The organism is Methanolobus tindarius DSM 2278, assembly GCF_000504205.1.
GTDB lineage: Archaea > Halobacteriota > Methanosarcinia > Methanosarcinales > Methanosarcinaceae > Methanolobus > Methanolobus tindarius.
Genome location: NZ_AZAJ01000001.1, coordinates 2,997,089 through 3,018,039, shown reverse-complemented (window position 1 = coordinate 3,018,039; position 20,951 = coordinate 2,997,089). Strand labels below are relative to the sequence as shown.

The window sequence follows — 20,951 nt, the reverse complement described above, 5'->3', positions numbered from 1 at the left end:
ATTCCTCTACTTTATTTTTATTCCAAATGCTGCTAACAGAGATGTAACAATAGTAACCATAACAACAACATAAACAACCAGTTCAATAAACGTTTCAACTATGAATAAAGTGATTTTGTCTATAAAACCATAGAAGGATAAAAACAACCAACCTATAAATCCATGCCCAGTATTTTCAGCATAAGTGCCAACTATTAAAACCCACATCAATGCCCCTGATGGAACCGCTAGCATGATGAACGATTTCAAGAAACCTATCGGGTCATCTAATATGCTTGCTACTAAATCTGAGAAGAAGTCATATTTTGACATGCTTTATCTTTTATCTATAACACTGAAAATCAGAATCATACTTTTTTGTTCCGCTTTTATGATAGTCTTCTGTAATTAGATTGAACATTGGCACAACTATATTTTTTGCTGCTGCTGGAAGAAAAACATCCTCAGCATTAAATTTGTACATAATACCATGTCTGGCAAAGTAAACTCCCATTTTATTGACAGAAAAATTACTGAGATCTCTATTTATCGTAAATTTAGTAGCACCGTCATAATTGTATAAGATGAAATAAGCCACTAATTGACGAAATATTTCTCTAGTTAGTGTGGGTGTTTTAGTTACTTTAATGTCAATTAGTGTATCATCAAGTATAAGGTCTCCTTCTGTTATTTTTGGAAGAAAAGTAGCTTTTAATTGAGGTTTTATGTTGCACTTATCTTTAAATGTAAAAGTATCGTGAGGCATAGCGCGAATCAGGTTTCTTAAATCCTCAATATCTTCGGGTTCTATTTCATCTAAATCAGAATAGACTTTACTGTTCATTGCAGTCTCAATTCTAGCTAACAGTAAACAGCTTCTTATTGTTTTTTCAGAAAGATTTCCGCCATTTAGGTATTCATTATATGAATCTTGAGCTGATCTAAGGTGTTTTATCAGACATTTTATCTCGTATTCATTTTTCGTGGGAATCCCTCGTTTGTGCATGAATCTCTCAGGTTCATAAAAAATAGTGTGGTTTGGAGTTATTTGTAAATCTTCACCCGCTATAGTATTACAAACTATTTCAGCTTTCCAAATAGAATCTTTGATTTCAGGATTTTCTCTTTTGATATGAAAACGAGTAAAATAATCAAATGCTAGACCAACTAAAGCAAAATTTGTTGTCAAAGGTGTTGCTTTTATTTCACTTTCAATTTTGTACTTCGGCATTTTTGTGTTACTATCGATTAAATCTCGAACTTCAGGTTTCTTGAGGAAAATTTTAAAATTCATAATTAGCCTATTAAAAATTATTCTGATACTATTTTAATCTTTTAGAGTTGCAGTAGATTTTTAAATATTTCTTAAATGACAAATGAGAAAAATTTCATTATATAACTTTCTCAGAACTCATCCTCAAAATCTATATCAGGAACTTTAATCACATTTAATTTATCTATTTTTAGAATGTATTGTTCCCCATTATCACTATAATATTGGCTAATATGCGTTAGTTTTAGATCATTTGCATATCTTTGAAATTTTTCAAACTTATCTCCTTGATCAACATGAACACCTTGACTAAAATCATGGTTATGATTACTCTTCATTTCCTTATAAAACCAATAATTTAGAATGAATCTATTGACCTTTTCATCTTCAACTTCAAAAAATCCAATAATATTATGGGGCCATAATGCACCTATTACCATAATTTCATTATCAACGTCTGGATACCATTTTACATTATGCTCTTTGCTTCTTTCTAGCAATTCACTAGCCGAAATATATTTATTTTTATTTTTATCTAAAATGTAGACAAAAACTACCCCAATGTCCTTTTTAGTCTCATTTTCTTTATCTTTGAGCGCAAAATACCTTGCAGTTTTATATTTCTTATTTCCATGCGTCAAAGAAATAAAATATGAATATGGTTTGAAGACATTGTTTCCTTGATTATGTAATAATGAATGAAGAAATATATTCCAAGATTCTATAACAGACATTTCTTGATTTTGTAGGTAATCAATTAATTTACATGAAAACTGACCATCAACCTTCCCCATATCTCTGGAACTTGACTTTTGTATTTCTTTATTAACTGAGACTCTTAACCTTTCTATTTCTTCAAGTTTGTTCTTTTTATTTTTTGTAGAACAGATATGGTCTAGACCTAGTGCACTTTGAAAATAGAATTGTGCTTTTTCACCTACAACAAAGCATTTAACTAACCCACTATTGATGAATTCATCATGTTCTTTTATACTTTCTTTCGAGTCTCCTCTTGCGCAAAGGACTATATTTTCATTTTGTTCAAGCTTTATAATTATATTTCTCAATTGCTCTACTTCTTTATATTCTAAATCCTGCAAGGTATATTTTGACTCATCAATTGGATTTATTTTAAGGCTTGAAAAATTATTTGTACCTCTAAAAAAACCTAATATTTCTAAATCTGCTTGTTCTGTAGATTTCAAACCATCACCAACTTAAAGTATGGAAGTACAAATTATAAAACCATGCTTTTTATTTTTTCGATAAGTCAAAAATACGCATAGTTATCTTATCTTAATATACGGAAATAAAACTTGGAGTGATTGAATCAAATTTTTAGAATAGTGGTATTTTTGGATGTTACCTATATCCCCATAAAAATATGCGAGGGGTGGGATTTGAACCCACGAAATCCTTCGATACCGGATCTTAAGTCCGGCGCCTTTGACCAGCTGGGCAACCCTCGCAGTTAGAATAGTAGTGTATGCCGGTCGTGTGGTCTTGAACACCAGATAATAACAATTAAGTTACTTAAGTCTTATTATAGCTGATATGAAAATCACGTTTCTTGGCACAGGTACCGGGATACCTCAGGACGGAAGGGTACAATCCGGTGTATTGCTTGACACAGGGAAAAATCTCCTGCTTTTTGATTGCGGCTGCGGGGTTCTTGGAAGAATCCATGAGAGCGGGTACGAACATAAGGACATAGATGCCATAATAATCACACATCTGCACCTGGACCACGTAGGAGATATACTGGCACTCATCAAGGCCAACTGGCTTTTAGGGAAGACAGACATGCGTATATACGGGCCTCAGGGCACAAAGGAATGGTTTGAGAAGACACTGGACGTTTATGACTATCTCAGGGACAGGTTCACAGTAGAAATAACAGAACTATCGCCAGAAGAGGAATTTATACCACAAGGTACAGAAGGCAATTGTAACTGCAATATCAGGTCTGCTAAGACCGCACACACCGACAATTCCCTTGCCTATCGCATAGAAAGCAGCCACAAAACCGTGGTTTACACAGGCGACACCGAGCCCTGCCAGGAGGTCATGGAACTGGCAGAGGATGCAGATGTACTCATACATGAATGCTCCTTCCCGCTGGGATTCCCCATGACAAACCACACCACACCTGACTTGCTAACACTCATGATGGACGAATATCCCTTAACAGCAAAAAAACTCTATCTCACACACCTCTATCCTCAAATGCAGGGACGTTACAGGGAAGCAACCGACCATATTAGAAAGTACTACAAAGGCGAGGTCATAATCGCAAAAGACCTCATGGTAGTTGAAATTCAGGACGATTGAATCTTAACAGGATTTAATCGTAAAAACTGGATAATAACAAAACAGGATTACAGCAAAAGCAGGATTGATCCACAGATAAATCAGGTTTAAAAGTTAAGCCGGGAATCCGGCTCATACTTTTCAATAATGAATTCAATTCTTAAAGGTTCTCCAGAACTTCAATAATTGCCTCGCCAAACTCTTCAGCGCTTGCCGGATCCCTTCCGGTAACAACATTATCCACAACGATCACACTCTCATCCTCATAGATAGCTCCACCCTTCTCAAGCTCTTTTATAGACTCAGGATCCTTAAACACAGTAGCCTTCTTACTCTCAAGGACACCTGCCCTTGCAAGAACCACAGGAGAAATACAAATAGCGGCAACAACTTTTTCCTGCTCAAATGCCTCTGCGACAAGTTCCCTGAGGTTCTTATCAGACCACAGGTACTTTCTTGAACCCGGACCGCCGGATATAACAATTGCATCATACTCTGCAATAATAACTTTATCAATTGCAACATCAGGTTTTACAGACCTTCCAAGAACACCGGAAGCCTCATTGGTGGTTTTACTTGCAATGGTAATAGTTACACCTGCATCCTCAAAAACTTCCCTGGGCTCAAAGAACTCCTCATCCCTGAAACCTTCCTGTGCAACGACCATTAAAACTTTTTTACTATCTAGATCTGATCCTGGCATATTATCACTTTATTATCAACTTCTCCATGTCTATTCTCATCTTTCCGGCTTAGTAATGTCAGACCCAAGAGGATCTTCCAAAATGATCCTATATTTATATACTGACAATTAGATATTTTTACATTTCAAATACTTATAATTGACGCATTTGACGCACAGGTAACGAAAAGACGGAACTAGAATATAAAATCATTGGCAACAGACTGTTAAATAAGAAATAAGAAAATAAGAAAATAGAAAAAAGTGAATAAGTGAAAGAATGAAGAGAAAAAAAGTACCAATAAATATGGAAAAGTAACTATGAAAATAAAAAAGCAGGAGTGAAAAACACTCCTGACACTCCTATTAATTCCTTATTCTGTAACATATTTTGAAACAATTTCCTGCATATCAGTTGCCATCTGGGCAAGTTCCTGGGAACTCCTGGTAATCTCCAGCATGGTGGCATTCTGCTGTTCCACTGCTGCTGAGGTCTGTTCAGTACCTGAAGCGGAACCCTGGGAAATTGATGCAACCTCATCAACCGTTGCAGTAACCTCTTCAATAGAAGCAGACTGCTCCTGTGCTGCAGCAGCAATGCTTTCTGCCATCTGGGCAATCCTGTCGCTTTCCTCAACAATTCTCTGAACTGCTTCAACTGTACCTGTAAGTGCTGTCACACCTTCAGCAACCGTTCTGGTACCATCATCCATAGAAGCTACTGCTTCATGTGTACCGTCCTTGATTTCAGTAAGCAGATCTGCAATCTGTGAAGCTGCTGTTCCTGAATTCTCAGCAAGTTTTCTTACCTCATCTGCAACGACAGCAAATCCACGTCCGTGTTCTCCAGCCCTTGCAGCTTCAATTGCAGCATTAAGAGCAAGCAGGTTAGTCTGATCTGCAATATTTGTAATGATGTCAACAATCTCTCCAATCTGGTTGGACTTTGATTCAAGTTCTTTAATTACACTTGATGAACTGTTAGTAGCGTTCTGTATCGCATCCATCTGGGTAAGAAGGTCTCTTGACTGCTGACCTACATTGGCAATGAAATCCCTTGCGGAATTTGCTGCTTCTGCTGCATTCTGAGCATTGTTTGCAATGTCCTGAACACCAATTGTCATGTCATTCATGGTTCTTGCAATATCTTCTGTCCGTGAAGACTGTTCCTGGGAACCTCTTGCAATTTCACCAACGGTATCTGAGATCTCACTTGAAGCCGCTGTCATTTCCTCAATGGAAGCAGACATTTCCTCAGCTGTTGAAGCAACACCATTTGCACTCTTGCTGACAACAGCAATGACAGACGAAAGTGAACTCAATATTTCGTTAAGACCTGAAGGAATTGCTGTAAAGTCAATGTCTACATCTGTTTCAGCCCTTGTGTTAATCTTACCTTCAAGAGCATCATCTGATATCTGCTTGAAATCTGCTACTATCTTCTGGATTCCACCTGAAATAGATCTGCTGATAAGTATTGCAGCTGCAGCGCCAAGTATAGTGAAAACAATTACGGCCCCAACCAGACCGTTTCTGATAGCTCTTACAGGAGCTTCAAACTCGTCAACATAGGTTCCTGTAGCTATGATCCAGTCTTTATCCGGATAATATCCATAGCTCATTACCTTTTCACGGCCTTCCCAGGTGTAAGTGATTCTACCTTCCTTGTTTGCAATCATTTCCTGGATAAAGTCATATTGTGCAACACTCTCTCCCTCAATAGTCGGATGAATAATCTCATTACCTTCGGAATCGATTACATACATATAACCGGTTTCACCAATTACAATTCCAGACATCTGTTCTTTAATCTGAAGGCGATAATCCTCTTCAGGAATACCTATTGAAAGAACACCTATTGTCTTTCCATTTGTATCCTTAATTGGTTTGTAATATGCCAAGAAATACTCTCCGAGAACATTGGCACGTCCGGTGTATGTTTTTCCACTATTCACAACAGTATTATAAACTTCATCTGATATTCTTGAACCAAGTGCCCGGCTACCATCAGAATTTGTAGTGGTTGTAGATATCCTGGTTGCATATCCGTTCTGTACCTCAAATATTGATACTTCACTACCGGTTTGTTTTTTCACGTTGTCAACGATTTCATTATTTCCATTAACAACGTAATCCTCGCCAAGAACCATATTTCCATCTGATATCGATGGATTTCCACGTGAATAAAATGCTTCTTCTGCAACGCCTGCATTTGAAACCAGGCTTTCTAAGGCTACTGAAAAGACAGCATCTATGTACTGCTCTTCCATCATGACCTGTTCATCAAGTCTTTCGTATAATAAGTCATGAATAGCACTTGAAGTCTGATCGTAAGCGAATATACCAACCGCAGTAACCGGCACTATTGTGAGAATCAACGCAAATATTATAATTTTCTTGCTTATTGTTACGTTTTTAAGATTTAAAGATTTAGTTAAATTCAAAGAACCACATCCGTAAATTTACTCATGGTAATGAAGTGTATTTCTTAAATGCAATTGTGTATATATTGCACATCATCTGACTTATATAGTCTGCATAATTATATAAATATACTGGTTCTCATAAATTACTTCTTCAAAATTTAAGCTCGATACTCAAAGATATAGAAAAGATACTATTGAGATTCATGTATATACAAAAGTAATTATGCATTAAATCTGACAAAAAATCTGAGAAACTAAAGTAATAAAACAGATCTGGTGGAGAAAAAGAAAAAAAAGAGTAGAGGGGTGCAACCCTCATGTGTATTGTTCAGGCCCATGTGGACCTGTATGCAGTCTTATTATTCAGTAACATATTTTCCAACAATTTCCTGCATATCAGAAGCCATCTCAGCAAGCAACTGTGAGCTCTTGGATATCTCCTGTACTGTTGCACTCTGCTGTTCCATTGCTGCTGAAGTCTGCTGGGTACCTGCAGCTGCTTCCTGGGAAATGGATGCAACTTCATCAACAGTGGCAGTTACTTCCTCAATGGAAGCGGACTGTTCTTCTGCAGCAGCAGCAATATTCTCAGCCATTACAGCTATCCTGTTACTCTCTTCGACAATTTTCTGCACAGCTTCAACTGTGCCTGAAAGTGCAGCTACACCATTTTCTACAGTCTGAGAACCTGCGTCCATGGATGATACTGCTTCATGTGTTCCGTTTTTAATCTCAGTAAGCAATTCTGCGATTTGTGATGCTGCAGTTCCTGAGTTTTCAGCAAGCTTTCTTACCTCATCTGCAACAACAGCAAATCCTCGTCCGTGTTCTCCTGCCCTTGCAGCTTCAATAGCAGCATTAAGAGCAAGCAGGTTGGTCTGATCAGCAATGCTTGTGATAATATCCACAATCTCACCAATCTGGTTGGACTTTGATTCAAGTTCTTTAATTACACTTGATGAAGTGTTGGTGGCACCCTTAATAGCGTCCATCTGGGTAAGCATTTCCTTGGACTGCATGCCTACATTGAAGATAAAGTCCCTGGCAGCATTTGCTGCTTCAGCTGCATTCTGTGCGCTGTTAGCAATATCCTGGACACTGATGGTCATGTCATTCATGGTCTTTGCCACATCATCGGCCCTGGAGGACTGCTCCTGTGAACCCTTTGCAATCTCACCAACAGTATCTGATATTTCTGCTGAAGCAGCAGTCATTTCCTCAATAGAAGCAGACATTTCTTCTGCGGTAGAAGCAACACTATCTGCACTATCCCTGACTACATTAATAACATTGGTAAGCGAATTGAGTATTTCATTCAGACCTGCCGGAATCGCTATGAAATCAATATCTACATCAGGCTCTGCACGTCTGTTAATTTTGCCTTCCAGCGCATCATCTGATATCTGCTTGAAGTCTGTAACAATTTTCTGAATTCCTCTTGAAATGGATCTGCCCATAAGAAGTGCAGCTGCTGAACCCAAAAGTGCAAAGACAACGATTGCCGCAATAAGACCATTTCTGATAGCTCTTACAGGTGCTTCAAATTCATCAATATAAGTTCCTGAAGCAATTATCCAGTCCTTTTCAGGATAATAAGAATAGCTTACTGTTTTCTCACGTCCGTTCCAGATATAGTTGACTCTTCCTTCCTTGTTAGCAACCATCTCTTTTGCAAAGTCGTTTTCAAGGAGGTTGTCACCTTCTATGCTTGGGTGAATTATCACATCACCATTGGAATCCATTACATACATGTATCCGGTTTCACCAAAAACAATACTGGACATCTGCTCTTTTATCCTTAGACGATAAACCTCTTCAGGAATACCTATTGAAAGGATACCAATTGTATTTCCACTTGCATCTTTGACCGGGGTGTAATAAGCCAAAAAATACTCGCCCAGTACACTGGCACGACCTGTGTATGTTTTGCCATTGGTTACAACCGAAGTATATACTTCATCTGATATTCTTGAACCAAGTGCGCGACTGCCATCTGAATTAGTAGTTGTAGTTGAGATTCTCGTTGCATATCCATCCTGAACCTGAAATATGGATACTTCACTTCCGGTTTGTTCTTTGACATGGTCTACAATTTCATTATTTCCATTAACAACGTAATCCTCTCCAAGAACCATATTTCCATCTGATAGTGTCGGCTCACCAGTCGAATAGAACGCCTCATCTGCAACTCCTGCACTTGCTACCAGGTTTTCCTGGGCAATATTAAAAATCGCTTCTACATATTGCTCTTCCATGGATACCTGTTCATCAAGTCTTTCATGCAATTGTTCACGAATAGCATTGGCTGTTTGGTCGTAAGCAAATATTCCAACTGCTGTCATTGGCAGTATAGTAAGGATCAAAGCAAAAGCAATGATCTTCTTGTTAATTGTAATGTTTTTAAAATTCAATCGATCGCATCCCTTTAACTCTATTATTAATTTCCTCTAAGCAATTGCTTAATTAAGTCCTTCAATACAATACACATGTTACTCATTTGCACACAGTATTATATAAATATTAGCTATATAAAAGTAGTGTTGTAAAATTGGACCCGGAATAAAACTGCCGTCTTTCTTTCAAGTACCCACTTTCAACAAGCAGTTCTTTATTTACTAGAAAGAATGAAACTTGTAATGTCGATATACATCTTGAAAAAGAAAAATATGGTAATATTATACTGTATAAATGTTTAACTTCCCTTTAAGACACTAATCTTCAAAGCGACCAAGACGTATCTTTATGAAATTGTATATCTCATCAGCAATATCAATATCACAGCAACTTTCAATACCTTTAAATCCCGGGGATGAATTTGCCTCACAGACCCTGAAATGTTTTCCATCAAAAAGAAGATCAATGCCTGCAATATCAAGTCCGAACAATCTTGCGGTTTCTGTTGCAAGCCATTTAACTTCAGGTGTCATGCTAAATCTGGAAACCTGTCCTCCACGTGAATAATTAGCCTTGAAATTATTGTCACTTGATTTCCTTTCAATACATGCAATCGGTCTTCCGCCTACAACAAAGACCCTGAGGTCCTTTCCATGACTGCTTTTGATGAATTCCTGAAGGATTATGTTCAGTTTAGGACTTGTCACGTGTATAAGCCCCATCAGATCATTAAACTGTAATTTATTTTCACACAAAAAAATTCCTTTTCCCATTGAACCGGAAAGTGTCTTCACAACAAGAGGGAACTTCAGGTATTTTTCTACAAGTGTATCATCGATAGGGTATTTTCCAAGCATTGTACGTGGCACAGGAATATTATGACCTGCAAGTATCTGCTGTGAATAGAGTTTATCCTTTACAGTATCAATTGACTGCGCAGAGTTTACGATATATACCCCAAGTTTTTCCAGGTGACGTATAACTGCCATTCCAAAATAAGAAGTTCCTGCACCCATACGTGGTAGAAGGAAATCAGGCAATGGTACAACTTCACCATTAAGCAATATGCTTTTTCTGTCTTCACGTGTAACCAGCAGGTCAAATAGGTCCGGGGACACAACCTCAATATCAATACCTTTTTTCCCTGCTGTCTCTATAAGACGATGAATTTCATAAGCATCCGGGCTCAGGGAATTCTGAGCAGTTTTGTACAGTATCCATCCTTTCAATCGATAAAACCTCTTTGAAGGCTGCACATATTATGCGATTATAAAATAAAAATTGTATGTAATCATAGATGAAGTGAACAAAATCAAAAAGAGAATATGACTATTGAAAACAAAAAGAAAACAAAAAATATAATTAAAGGATTCTGGTTTCGTTTCAACCTTGTTCTTTGTAATATTCGTCCCTGGAAGCCACAAAAGCCTTAATATTTTCAACCGGTGTCCGTGGAGCTATACCACAACCAGGTGCAAGTATTCCTGCTCCGTCCTCAATGCATTGTTTTGCTTCCTTTTTTATCTGGTCTGTTGATTTTGATAAAAGGGTAGCAGCAGGTGACAGATTACCTATTAAACAGGCCCTGTCTCCAACAATGCTCTTTGCATAGGAAAGATCAGTCCTTTCCTCAATACTCAAACCTTCAAATCCTGAATTAGCCATTGGATCCAGAATATCTGTGGCATCACCGCAGATATGCAAAATTTTGTGACCTTTCATTTCAGATGTTAGTAAATGGTACTCTGGAAGAACAAGTTCAGTAAACAGAGGTGGTGGCAATAGATCTGGTCCGGCTTCAGAATCTATGATTACTACTGCATCCACACCTCTTTCAAAGAGTAAATTGGAATATTCAATGCAGATCTCTGTCCCAAGCTTCATGAGCCGTTTCAAAAGTTCCGGATCAGTAATACACCAGTGAAGGTAATTCTTTGCACCTGAAAGATAAAAAGCAATAGAAGCTGGTCCTATCATTCCTGCTACAAGAGGAATATCATCTGAAATCCTGTCTTTGATTATCTCTGCAGTCTTCAGCATTATTTCAATTCTTCTGCTTTTAGCCAGGTCAGCAGGAATTGAGAAGTTTGCTGCATCTTCTTTTGTTTTGCATGGGAAATCCAGCTGGTAAGGTTGCGTATCTATAGACCCTTCATTAAAAATACAGCCCAGGGTTTCAGGGATCACCGTATTGCAAAAAGGAAATCTTACAGCCTCAAGTCCGGCAATTGTATTACCTGCTATTGCAAGTGTTGCCATCATTTCAGGATCATAGTGGGCCTGCGGCCACTTTGAACCTGTAATCTCCATAAGCTCTACAACTCCTGTTTGTGTGACTGAACAGACAGGAACTTTATCCACCTCTTTTCCTTCAAGGGAACGGATAAACCTTTCTTTTGCAGTTAAACCAGACATGTCAGACCTCAGAATATTGTTTAATTATATCTATAAGAACCAATGCATAGAAAGCAATTCCGGTGTACATTTTGGATTAATTACCCTTAAATCAATTTATTTTTAATTTAAAATTATTATATCATTAGAAAAAAATAACAAAGAATATTTAAACTTTTGAGTACTTTCAAAAGTGAGGTAGTTATATATGACAGAACTAGTCCGAAAGATAATTATAGCAATGTCCATACTGGCAATGGTGCTGGTTTCCGGATGTACAGACACGGTGCAGTCAGCTGACCCAGTCAGTCCTGACAATGTATTTGTCAGCACCAACCCTGTAGTTATTAAAGAATTCCAGGAACAGGACATAACGCTTACAGTAACGAACAATGATACACAGGCAATTGAATCAGTAACTGTTTCAGGTTTCATACCATTCACAGTTACAGGAACAGGATCACTGAACATAGCAGGTAAAGAAACTACTGCTCAGTCATCAGTCCTGAATGCGAAAATAACGGCACCTGCATTTAACACAGATGTTAATGACTCTGCCGTGACAGTCAGTTACCTTTCCGGAATGGATGAGGAAGGTAAGCAGATTACAAAGACAAAGTCAGTACCAGTTGATGTAATAATAACACCTGATGTACAACTCCAGTTCCTTGGATTTGTTGAGAACATGAGTTCACTGCGTACAGCATCATCCGAAACATGGGAACTTAAGAAAGGAACAAATGCAACCATATCATTCTCTGTAAAGAACCATGGACAGAGTACAATACCAGTGGGTCTTCTGACAGTTGAATTTGACGTGGACAACGAACTCATTGCTAACGATACTTCAATGGAAATTAACGAAGCAATGGCCAGAAGCGGAACATCATACACCAAGGGTATTCAGATACCTGTAAAGGATGATGCTCCAAACGGAGAAACAGATGTCTATGTCAAACTTATGTACGGCGATAATGTTGTAGATGAGCAGACACTTATACTGACAGTCAAGCTGTAGGCGATAACATGAAAGTTATGAACCTTCTGCTTTTCTTTTTCATTTTTGCTTTTTGCGTCTCCAGCGGGTGCATTAACCAAAACATGATCGAAGAAACACCACATCCGGTAATCACCAATGTGGATGTAATGTCGACACCGGCTGACGAAGAGTTCGAACTTAAAGTTACAGCTTACATACAGAACCCATTAACAACTGACACTGGTTCACTTAGCCTTAAAGTGAAATCAAAGGACCCTTCGACAAATCTTATTACTGCAGAACATGAGGAAAGTGTTGGCTATCTGAAGGCACAGGAGCAGTCATACAAGACAGTTTCCTTAAATGTTCCAAAAAGTGGAGAGCAACTTGTTGTTATTGAGCTTTTCGAGGATGGCAGCCTTGTGGATGATTCTTCAACCTATGTCCGCCTGGTTAGTGACGTAAGTGACGAAGTTCCAAATGTAATACTTACTGACCTTATGATCGAAACTATTCAGGCAACTAACTATGGTGAAGATATTATATTTGAAGCATCCCCCGGCCTTTACAATCAGGGAGATGAGGCGAATAAGATAACTGTGGTTGTCACAGCAATTGTTGATGATTACACAAGATATTCAGGCAGTGCAATTGCCTCCAATCTTGAAAATAACCAGAGGACAAGAGCCACTGTAAGAATGACAGTTCCTGCAGATGAATCTTACAGCTTCGATGTGGATGTTATTGTGGACGGTGAAGTTACCTCCAGTGCAGCAACCACTTCATCAATAAAACTGCATGACCTTAAACTCGAAACACCCACGACATACACTCTTGTAGCATCATCTTCACCTATCGAAGAAATGCCAGAAGAAGAGGCAGTGGAAGAAACAGCTACAGAAGATGAAGCTGAAAGTCCCGGATTTGAAACACCAATGTTTATTGTCGCAGTGCTTTGCGCAATGGGAATTCTGAGACGCTGGAAAAAAGACTGCTGATCCAGGAGATCGGCTTTCTTTTCTTTTTTATTTGATAATTCAATAACTTGCACTATTCTGCTATTTTGTTCTGTTTCCGTTTCCAAAAGAGTAATCCAGAACATTGATTCCAAATTTATCAAGCATCTTGGATAACCTGTAAAGCGGAAGTCCGACTACATTGAAAAAATCGCCTTCAATTCTTTGAACAAGTATTGCGCCTTTTCCCTGAATGGCAAAGGCACCTGCCTTTCCTTCGGTTTCCCCGGTACTGATGTATTTGCTTATTAAAGAATCCGAAATCTGGCGCATCCATATATCCGTACTCTCATGTTCTGTAACTGCTGAACCACTGGCAATATCCATCACAGTGATTCCGGAAATTACCTGTATCTGTTGGCCACTTAATGCCTTAAGCATTCTTCTGGCATCGTCTGTGTTATCTGGTTTGCCCAGAATAGTTCCATCATATACAACAACAGTGTCGGCAGAAATAATGATACCTTCATTCAGTTTTCCTGCAACATCGATTGCTTTTTCCCTTGAGTGATGCATTACCAGTTCAGCAGGAGCCAGATCTTCAACTTCTTTCTCGTCATAGGAACTAACTATAATTTCAAAATTCGGACCAATAAGAGTGGAAAGCAGTTCACTTCTTCTTGGGGACGCTGAAGCAAGTATCACTTTTTTCATGATAACATGAAGGCTGGCACATAATATCAGTTATCCGGTAAAAAGAAAATAGGAGAAAAGGTAAAAATATAAAAGTGGAAAAAAGACGGTAACAACGTTACCATCAAAACTTATTCATCAATAATCTCAGCTTCTTCAATCCACTGATCTGGGCCGTTGCCTGAAGTACTGTGGAGTTCGTCAAAGATTGGCATTTTAAGTTGATACCATAATTCCAGGAAACTTAACATGTGATATTTCATGAATACAGCAAATGGCATCCTGATTATAGCTGATGTGAAACTCAAAAGTAATAGCTCCACGATTACAACCGCTATTAACAGTGACCACAATACAGTACCGGATAATACCATATTGAGAATATAGTACAATGCCAGATCTATTGCTCCTAATAGCAACACTAGAATTACGAGTATTATCAGACCAATGATTCCTGCCATAATGGCAACGGCAAAACCTAAAATGCCGCGTCCTATCCAATAAATGACCATTTGCTTCCAGTCTGCTTTGAATTGGCTGAATACTCTTCCAATTGCAGAAAGCAGACCTGAATCCTGATACATGGAAACCGGGATTGCCATATTTATGAACGAACCAATTATTCCTAAAACAATAATGAATAAAATAACTGCAGCAATAATCGCAAAGATAAAGCCTATTATTCCCAATGCACCGGATGCACCTGAATCGCCTTCTGCTATAAGGAATATGAAAGGTGCAGTAACAATGACTATCATTAAAATAACCGCAAACACAATTACCAGACGCAGGACATAAAGTGAAAGTCCTTTACCCATAAATTTTTTGAAATATTCACGTATCCTGACTTCATTGCTTACAAGAGATTCCACCAGCACGAATTCCATTGTGCTGCCTATATATCCAAGGATAATTGCTATTAAGAAAATCAGCAGCAAAATCAGAACAAGTGTCATCAGCATTGTCGTGTCAGAAAATGATGAAATGTGATGGGATAAGTTACTTAAAAAATCAGTCAGACTGTCGGGAATCCAGGAGACATCAGGTTCACCTGCGGATGTGTCATATGAACCACCGTTTCCCCCTCCATTAAACCCTCCGGAGCCTCCAATAAAGAAAACTATTATTGCAAGCTTTAACCATTTTGTAATGTCGAAAGGCTCAAAAAGGAAACTTCTCGTCCTTTCCACGGCCCTGTCAATTACATCTACTACATACCAGCTCATGTAAATAAATAGAAAGTGTTTACATATATAACTACTGATTTCCGGTTTCAGTTAAAATATGAATTTATTTGATTTTTTTTCAAAGCACCCAGTATTGTGGCTTTAAGCATAATGAAACCGTCATCATCCGGATAATAGCTTATGGCCCTATCTAAGATCTCCAGAGACTTTTCCAGCATTGATGAATGAAGACATGCATCTGCAAAAATAATAAGGACTTTTTTTGAAAACGGATCTATTGAAAGAGCTTCTTCCAGAATATCAATTCCCCTGTTAGTTTCACCCTTCAGGCATAAAGCCAGTCCTTTCATGGAAAGGGCTTCTTCATCATCCGGTTTTTCTTCAAGAATGACATCCAGGCAGGATATGGCATCCTCATAATTTCCATCTGCTATCAGTATATCTGATTGTCGCATCAGGACGTTTTCATCTATGGAAGAACTTCCCATAATAAAAAGATGGAAACTTATCAGTAATAAATGTTACATTCAAAAAAGGAACATAAGGCAGGATCGGATTCTGCCTTATGTATTCATGGCAATGCTTCCGAACATTTTTAGTTCGAGTTTGTTCTCATTTGCACAGCATTTGAGAAGAGAAACACCTTTTTCCATAATTCTGGAGGCAGCGAATATATGTAAAAGAGGAACATCTCCCTTCTCATATTGATCTCCAATTTCTTTCATTCCCTCAATAAATCCAAGTTCTATAAGATCAACAGGATCCATGCCGGCATCAACAGCTTCCCTCACAGCTGATTCGGCTTCAATGGTGTCGAAATTAAGAATGGATTCCCGTGCTTTTTGCAATATTTTCTGGAACAATGGTTTTTCTGATTCCATATAAACAGTCCTTTTTAAATGATTTAATCCCTCGTCCAAAGGAAATTGTTGTGCATTTAATTGACATCTGTTGCCATGATATTTGGATTATATCCAATTTACTTGTTTTAAGACAACTAAATCTGACTACAACTATATCATATATAAAGATCACGGTGAAGCCTAATGGATAATAGCATGCAAGCTAACATATATTCAAATTCATAATTTCAGCTTGGTTTTGCATCAGTCATTTTTGTCACCTTTTCCATCACCTTTTCCATCACCTTTTCCATCACCATATTTATCATGGGTAACTGGCTATGATTCCATAATGTCAGACAGGGAGATTTTATCCACATTTAAATATGTTTCACGTATGAAACAGGAATTCATGCTATCCGAATTAAGGGATTATCTGAAAGAAGAGGCTTCTCTTAAGCAAATACACCAGACACTTATACCGGTTCTTTTCGATCTGGGTGTTGATATCATTCCTGAAGATGATGATTTTCGTATTGTACGCGCATCTCCCGTTAAGCAGATGATACTTAGTGAGGATGAAATTAAAAAGAACGAGCAGTTCTTTAAATCTGCTGCAGTTTCCCGAAAACTTGAGCGTCTTATCGAACAGTATATAGAGAAGAAGACTGGCAAGAACTGGGACGATATACAGACAATGGAGAAAATAAGAAAAGCTATACGCATGCAGAAAGCCAGCTACTGGAACGAAAGCAGTTCCAGGAATATAAGCTATGAAAAAGGCTACAGTGTACTTGGCTATCTGGCATACCAGTTTCCGGTTTATTTCACACAATTCCAGTACCTGCTATATGAAATGGCAAAGGACGGACTCTTAAAGACCCGTATGAAGATAATTGACGTTGGAAGCGGGCCAGGCACAATTCCTTTAGCACTTATCGATATGTACAACCGTCTGGATGACCACAAAGCTGAGATCCACTCTGTTGAACTATTCGATGAGAATATAGAAGCTTATAATTTCCTGGTGCCACAATATGCAGCCGTTAAATCAAATGTCACGGTAAAAGAGCCCATCAGGACAGATGTATCAAAACTTGATGTCGAAAAACTTCTGGACAATGTTGACCTTATTGTATTTTCCAATGTTCTTAATGAAATGAAAGATTTAAGCCTGGATGAGAAAGCAGGTCTTGTTAAGAGCATGGCTGAAAAACTTTCACAGGATGGCAATATCATAATCATTGAACCTGCGGACAAAACAAATTCAACCGAACTTCGCAGGCTTACTATTATGCTGAAGAAAATAGGTGTCAGGATATACAGCCCCTGCACATTTTTATGGTCAGGAGAATGCACTCTTGAAAATTGCTGGAGTTTTGAGCAGAAAAAGGATATTAAACCCACAAGACTTATGGAAAAGCTGGCTCAGTGTGATGAACCTTACCGCTACATCAATACTGACATCAAATATTCCTATGCAATACTCAGAAAGGACAAACTTGCAAAACACTTCATTAATTTATCTTCAAAATCAAAGTTTGCCCGCCTGTCACAAATTGAAAAACACAGCAAAAAACGTATCAATGTGGTTTGTTCTGTAATGTCAGCAGACCTTGGGGATGAAAAATACAAACTTTTCCGTGTGTGTGATGGCAGTTCGAAAAAAGCTGTCTATGCTGTTATTCCGTCCCATAACCTTTCTGAAGATAACGACATTCTCACAAAAGTACCATATGGCAGTATTGTGAAAATATTCAATGTGCTTGTCAAATACAATGAAGCAAATGATTCATATAACCTGCTTGTAGGAAAAGGTACTACTATAGAATCACAATATGTTGATGAGAACGAAACTGAAGATTACAACTTATCTGACTGATTTGCATGCATACTAATAACATTTCAGTCTGCACGCCTCCTGAGGTACTGGCACCAGCCGGTGACCCTGAAGCTTTAAGAGCTGCTATCAAAGGAGGAGCAGATGCCGTTTATCTTGGAGTGGGAGAATTCAATGCACGCCAGGGTGCAAAGAACTTCAAAATAGAGGAACTCAGAGAGAATATCGAACTTGCACATTCCTATGGAGTAAAAGTTTTCCTGGCCCTTAATATCCCGCTTAAACAACATGAGATGCAGGAAGCTATCAATGTTGTGCATAAGGCATATTCTTACAAGATTGATGCCATAATTTTAGAGGATCTTGGTCTTTTTTTCCTGCTGAAGGAACATTTCCCCGACCTGCCATTGCATGCAAGCACCCAGATGACAATTCACAATCCACAGGGTGTTGATTTTATTGGCAATGCAGGAGCCTCACGAGTTATCCTTTCAAGGGAACTGACAACCGGGCAGGTCAAAAGCATAATTGACAGAACAAATATTGAAATTGAACTTTTTGTCCACGGTGCTCTTTGTTATTCATTTTCAGGAAGATGTCTGTTCAGCACTGCAATCACTGACAGGAGTGCAAATCGCGGAGCATGTTTCCAGCCATGCAGACGGCAATTCAGGATGTCTGCTGATGGAAAGCTAATTGACAGCAATATTGTAGGTAATTATCCAATAAGCTGTGCCGAGCTCTGTACATTTCCGGGTCTTGCAGATATAATAAAGACTGGTGTTAAAAGTCTTAAAATCGAAGGCAGGATGAAAAAACCGGAATACGTGACTGCCAGCGCAGGAACCTATAAGGCTGTTGCAGAGAAGGTTTGCAAAACCGGAGAGAACTTCACAGACGAAGAACTTGAGGAAATGGAAACCGAACTTGCAAAGTTATTCTACCGGGGTTTTACAAGGGGATTTGTGCTTGGTGAGGAAGATGTAACCCAGCGCAAATATAGTGCAAACTACGGTGCCTATCTTGGAAAAGTTGCAAACATTGTCAAATCCGAAGAAGAGGGAAGACTGACACTTGTACCTGAACAGGATATCAAGGTCAATGATGGTATCAGCATCAACACTAAAATAAGGATAATAGGATGCCGTATTGATGGAATTTTAGTTGATGATAAACCGGTTGATATTGCACATAAAGGAGAAACTGCAACCCTGCTGATAAGTCCCAGGACGAGTAAGTCTGTCAGGAAATCAGATGAAGTGTATGTTTCCATGGATCCGCAGATGCTTGAAAGGCTCCAGGATATGGAGCTTATGACAACACCCCTGACAATAACTATTCATGCACGTAAAGGGGAGAAACTGAAGATCAAAGTCAAAAGCCAAAGTCTTGAAACTGAAGCTATCGGGGATTATGTTGTAGAGGAAGCTAAAAAAGCTCCCACAAGCAGGGAACAGATAATAACTGCACTTGGAAAGCTGGGTGATACCACTTTCCATGCAGAAGATATAATTCTGGATATAGATGAAAACATATTCATTCCTCTTGGAGCACTTTCCGGAACAAGAAGAGACGCAGTAGATAAACTGTTTGAGTCACGTTTTGATATGCAGGGACGCAATCGTCCTTGTCCTGACGTTTCCACAGGATTTGACAGGAAGAAGAAAGGTAAAAAGAAGACTCAAGCACTCCTGGGTGTTGAGGTTTCAGATATTGACTCTGTAATAGTTGCATCAAAGTCAGGAACAGACATCATATATGCCCCTATTTCCCTTTTCAGCGAAATGATGAACGAGGAGAATATCCTCAGGACAACGGGACTGAAAGAAAAGGACATTGAACTTGTTCTGGTAACACCTGCCATTTCATTTGAAGAGGACATGCCGGAACTCAAAAAACTCATGCAGCAGGTTATTGATGCCGGATTTAAACTTGCGTGTTCCAATTATGGAGCAGTACAGCTTGCAAAAGAACTTGGTGCAGGATTTGCAGCACAAAAAGAGTTTAATCCATTTAATGCCTGGACAGCCAATGCATTTGGAAGTTCAGGAGCTTATCGTGTTACGCTTTCAACCGAGCTTAATCTTGAAGAAACTAAAGCAGTTTGCAGGAATACAAATCCAGATGTTCAGGTAGAAGTTCTGGCTTACGGACGTGAACTTTTACTAGTTACAAAAAACGACTTGCTTAAACCTCTTATTCAGGATGGAACAATTAATGAGGATACTGAGGTATTGTTGATAGACAACACCAAGGGTTCATTCCCTGTCATGAGAAAGAATGAACGTACACTTATCTATAATTCCACTGTCCTGAATATGCTGGATAAACTAGAGGAACTATCAGGCACAGGAGCTGATGTTTTAAGGCTTGACCTCTCACTTTATGACAGGGATGACGTCAAGGACATAACACGCAATTTCAGGAAAGCACTTGATGGGAAGCCTATCAAACTGAAAAACACAAGAGAAGAAGAATATGATGAAGGTCATTATTTCAAAGGTGTTCTTTAAAAGACATAGTTTAACATAAAAACCATGAGTGCAATATAGTTCATGTAACTTATAATACAGGTTCTATCTTAAAAGTACAAACAGTACTGATTAAAAACGACAGGTAATTACCATGGCAAGAGAACTTTCCCCCAGAGATATAGCAGTATTGAAGAAAGTAGCTCCTGAGTGCGAAGGGCTTGAATGTGCAGGCTCAAAAGCACCCTATAAATCAATACTACCCCCTCTTTCAAACCATTATGCAAAAAATGAAGAGGATTTCAGGAATAGGATATCAGCCCTGAACAAAGATGATCTTGAGTACCTCCTCTCACTAATAAAAACAGGAGAAGAGAGTCTTGGATGCGTACAACCTCATTATATGACAATATTTATCGAGATGATAACTGAAAAGCTGGGACAAGAAAGAGCTCAGGAAGTTATGTCTGTTTATGCAATGTGGAACGAGTGCTGATTAAACTCAGCATAATTACTTTTCTTTTT

Annotated in this window: 18 protein-coding genes and 1 tRNA gene; 6 read left to right on the top strand and 13 right to left on the bottom strand. The window is 38.5% G+C overall.

Annotated elements, in window-relative coordinates; all coding sequences use genetic code 11:
- Nucleotides 1–6: 6 nt before the first annotated feature.
- From METTI_RS14215 to METTI_RS14200, 4 genes are all read right to left on the bottom strand, one after another.
- Nucleotides 7–312 (bottom strand): hypothetical protein, encoded by a 306-nt coding sequence (locus METTI_RS14215; protein ID WP_023846527.1) that lies wholly within the window; start codon nucleotides 310–312, stop codon nucleotides 7–9.
- A gap of 10 nt (nucleotides 313–322) precedes the next feature.
- Complete coding sequence (locus METTI_RS14210) at nucleotides 323–1,273, bottom strand: hypothetical protein (protein WP_023846526.1); 951 nt, start codon at nucleotides 1,271–1,273, stop codon at nucleotides 323–325.
- A gap of 110 nt (nucleotides 1,274–1,383) precedes the next feature.
- Nucleotides 1,384–2,457 (bottom strand): hypothetical protein, encoded by a 1,074-nt coding sequence (locus METTI_RS14205; protein ID WP_023846525.1) that lies wholly within the window; start codon nucleotides 2,455–2,457, stop codon nucleotides 1,384–1,386.
- 180 nt (nucleotides 2,458–2,637) lie between these two features.
- Nucleotides 2,638–2,721: transfer RNA gene (locus tag METTI_RS14200), tRNA-Leu, on the bottom strand.
- An 85-nt stretch (nucleotides 2,722–2,806) separates the two neighbouring features.
- Between METTI_RS14200 and METTI_RS14195 the strand changes: the two genes are divergently transcribed.
- Nucleotides 2,807–3,583: an MBL fold metallo-hydrolase gene (locus METTI_RS14195; RefSeq protein ID WP_023846524.1), complete on the top strand. Its 777-nt coding sequence runs from the start codon at nucleotides 2,807–2,809 to the stop codon at nucleotides 3,581–3,583.
- A gap of 139 nt (nucleotides 3,584–3,722) precedes the next feature.
- On the opposite strand, the gene METTI_RS14190 is transcribed toward METTI_RS14195, so the two are convergent.
- The 5 genes from METTI_RS14190 to mtaA form a co-directional block, all read right to left on the bottom strand.
- Nucleotides 3,723–4,265 (bottom strand): DJ-1/PfpI/YhbO family deglycase/protease, encoded by a 543-nt coding sequence (locus METTI_RS14190; protein ID WP_023846523.1) that lies wholly within the window; start codon nucleotides 4,263–4,265, stop codon nucleotides 3,723–3,725.
- 353 nt (nucleotides 4,266–4,618) lie between these two features.
- Complete coding sequence (locus METTI_RS15430) at nucleotides 4,619–6,688, bottom strand: methyl-accepting chemotaxis protein (RefSeq protein WP_023846522.1); 2,070 nt, start codon at nucleotides 6,686–6,688, stop codon at nucleotides 4,619–4,621.
- Between the two features lie 341 nt (nucleotides 6,689–7,029).
- The gene (locus METTI_RS15425) at nucleotides 7,030–9,081 is read right to left on the bottom strand and encodes a methyl-accepting chemotaxis protein (protein WP_023846521.1); all 2,052 of its coding nucleotides are present in this window, start codon (nucleotides 9,079–9,081) and stop codon (nucleotides 7,030–7,032) included.
- A gap of 300 nt (nucleotides 9,082–9,381) precedes the next feature.
- A complete protein-coding gene (locus METTI_RS14175; protein ID WP_023846520.1) occupies nucleotides 9,382–10,293 on the bottom strand; it encodes an ATP-grasp domain-containing protein in 912 nt (303 codons plus the stop codon).
- Nucleotides 10,294–10,447: 154 nt separating this feature from the next.
- A complete protein-coding gene (gene mtaA / locus METTI_RS14170) occupies nucleotides 10,448–11,479 on the bottom strand; it encodes a methylcobamide:CoM methyltransferase MtaA (protein WP_023846519.1) in 1,032 nt (343 codons plus the stop codon).
- Between the two features lie 187 nt (nucleotides 11,480–11,666).
- Here mtaA and METTI_RS14165 point away from each other — a divergent pair, with 187 nt between their 5' ends.
- Nucleotides 11,667–12,476: a COG1361 family protein gene (locus tag METTI_RS14165; RefSeq protein WP_023846518.1), complete on the top strand. Its 810-nt coding sequence runs from the start codon at nucleotides 11,667–11,669 to the stop codon at nucleotides 12,474–12,476.
- An 83-nt stretch (nucleotides 12,477–12,559) separates the two neighbouring features.
- On the top strand, nucleotides 12,560–13,435 hold the full coding sequence (locus METTI_RS14160) for a DUF7490 domain-containing protein (RefSeq protein WP_156916294.1): 876 nt from the start codon (nucleotides 12,560–12,562) through the stop codon (nucleotides 13,433–13,435).
- 60 nt (nucleotides 13,436–13,495) lie between these two features.
- Here METTI_RS14160 and METTI_RS14155 read toward each other — a convergent pair whose 3' ends face one another.
- From METTI_RS14155 to METTI_RS14140, 4 genes are all read right to left on the bottom strand, one after another.
- The gene (locus METTI_RS14155; RefSeq protein WP_023846516.1) at nucleotides 13,496–14,107 is read right to left on the bottom strand and encodes a Maf family nucleotide pyrophosphatase; all 612 of its coding nucleotides are present in this window, start codon (nucleotides 14,105–14,107) and stop codon (nucleotides 13,496–13,498) included.
- Between the two features lie 110 nt (nucleotides 14,108–14,217).
- Nucleotides 14,218–15,312 (bottom strand): DUF7544 domain-containing protein, encoded by a 1,095-nt coding sequence (locus METTI_RS14150; RefSeq protein WP_023846515.1) that lies wholly within the window; start codon nucleotides 15,310–15,312, stop codon nucleotides 14,218–14,220.
- 47 nt (nucleotides 15,313–15,359) lie between these two features.
- Nucleotides 15,360–15,761, bottom strand: a complete 402-nt coding sequence (locus METTI_RS14145; RefSeq protein WP_023846514.1) for a tetratricopeptide repeat protein — start codon at nucleotides 15,759–15,761, stop codon at nucleotides 15,360–15,362.
- 75 nt (nucleotides 15,762–15,836) lie between these two features.
- Entirely contained in the window at nucleotides 15,837–16,154 is a 318-nt protein-coding gene (locus METTI_RS14140) for a B12-binding domain-containing protein (RefSeq protein ID WP_023846513.1), read from the bottom strand.
- A 313-nt stretch (nucleotides 16,155–16,467) separates the two neighbouring features.
- Here METTI_RS14140 and METTI_RS14135 point away from each other — a divergent pair, with 313 nt between their 5' ends.
- The 3 genes from METTI_RS14135 to METTI_RS14125 all read left to right on the top strand — a co-directional run bounded on the left by METTI_RS14135 (nucleotide 16,468) and on the right by METTI_RS14125 (nucleotide 20,922).
- On the top strand, nucleotides 16,468–17,997 hold the full coding sequence (locus METTI_RS14135) for a small ribosomal subunit Rsm22 family protein (protein WP_023846512.1): 1,530 nt from the start codon (nucleotides 16,468–16,470) through the stop codon (nucleotides 17,995–17,997).
- 5 nt (nucleotides 17,998–18,002) lie between these two features.
- A complete protein-coding gene (locus METTI_RS14130) occupies nucleotides 18,003–20,468 on the top strand; it encodes a DUF3656 domain-containing U32 family peptidase (protein WP_023846511.1) in 2,466 nt (821 codons plus the stop codon).
- A 112-nt stretch (nucleotides 20,469–20,580) separates the two neighbouring features.
- Complete coding sequence (locus tag METTI_RS14125; RefSeq protein ID WP_023846510.1) at nucleotides 20,581–20,922, top strand: hypothetical protein; 342 nt, start codon at nucleotides 20,581–20,583, stop codon at nucleotides 20,920–20,922.
- Nucleotides 20,923–20,951 lie beyond the last annotated feature (29 nt).

Excerpts from the sequence above, each read along its gene's own strand:
- METTI_RS14130 (WP_023846511.1), top strand. The coding sequence starts at position 18,003 with ATGCATACTAATAACATTTCAGTCTGCACGCCTCCTGAGGTACTGGCA.
- METTI_RS14140 (WP_023846513.1), bottom strand. The coding sequence starts at position 16,154 with ATGGAATCAGAAAAACCATTGTTCCAGAAAATATTGCAAAAAGCACGG.
- METTI_RS14150 (WP_023846515.1), bottom strand. The coding sequence starts at position 15,312 with ATGAGCTGGTATGTAGTAGATGTAATTGACAGGGCCGTGGAAAGGACG.
- METTI_RS14210 (WP_023846526.1), bottom strand. The coding sequence starts at position 1,273 with ATGAATTTTAAAATTTTCCTCAAGAAACCTGAAGTTCGAGATTTAATC.
- METTI_RS14190 (WP_023846523.1), bottom strand. The coding sequence starts at position 4,265 with ATGCCAGGATCAGATCTAGATAGTAAAAAAGTTTTAATGGTCGTTGCA.
- mtaA (WP_023846519.1), bottom strand. The coding sequence starts at position 11,479 with ATGTCTGGTTTAACTGCAAAAGAAAGGTTTATCCGTTCCCTTGAAGGA.
- METTI_RS14165 (WP_023846518.1), top strand. The coding sequence starts at position 11,667 with ATGACAGAACTAGTCCGAAAGATAATTATAGCAATGTCCATACTGGCA.
- METTI_RS14215 (WP_023846527.1), bottom strand. The coding sequence starts at position 312 with ATGTCAAAATATGACTTCTTCTCAGATTTAGTAGCAAGCATATTAGAT.
- METTI_RS14160 (WP_156916294.1), top strand. The coding sequence starts at position 12,560 with ATGATCGAAGAAACACCACATCCGGTAATCACCAATGTGGATGTAATG.
- METTI_RS14145 (WP_023846514.1), bottom strand. The coding sequence starts at position 15,761 with ATGGGAAGTTCTTCCATAGATGAAAACGTCCTGATGCGACAATCAGAT.
- METTI_RS14135 (WP_023846512.1), top strand. The coding sequence starts at position 16,468 with ATGTCAGACAGGGAGATTTTATCCACATTTAAATATGTTTCACGTATG.
- METTI_RS14155 (WP_023846516.1), bottom strand. The coding sequence starts at position 14,107 with ATGAAAAAAGTGATACTTGCTTCAGCGTCCCCAAGAAGAAGTGAACTG.
- METTI_RS14125 (WP_023846510.1), top strand. The coding sequence starts at position 20,581 with ATGGCAAGAGAACTTTCCCCCAGAGATATAGCAGTATTGAAGAAAGTA.
- METTI_RS14195 (WP_023846524.1), top strand. The coding sequence starts at position 2,807 with ATGAAAATCACGTTTCTTGGCACAGGTACCGGGATACCTCAGGACGGA.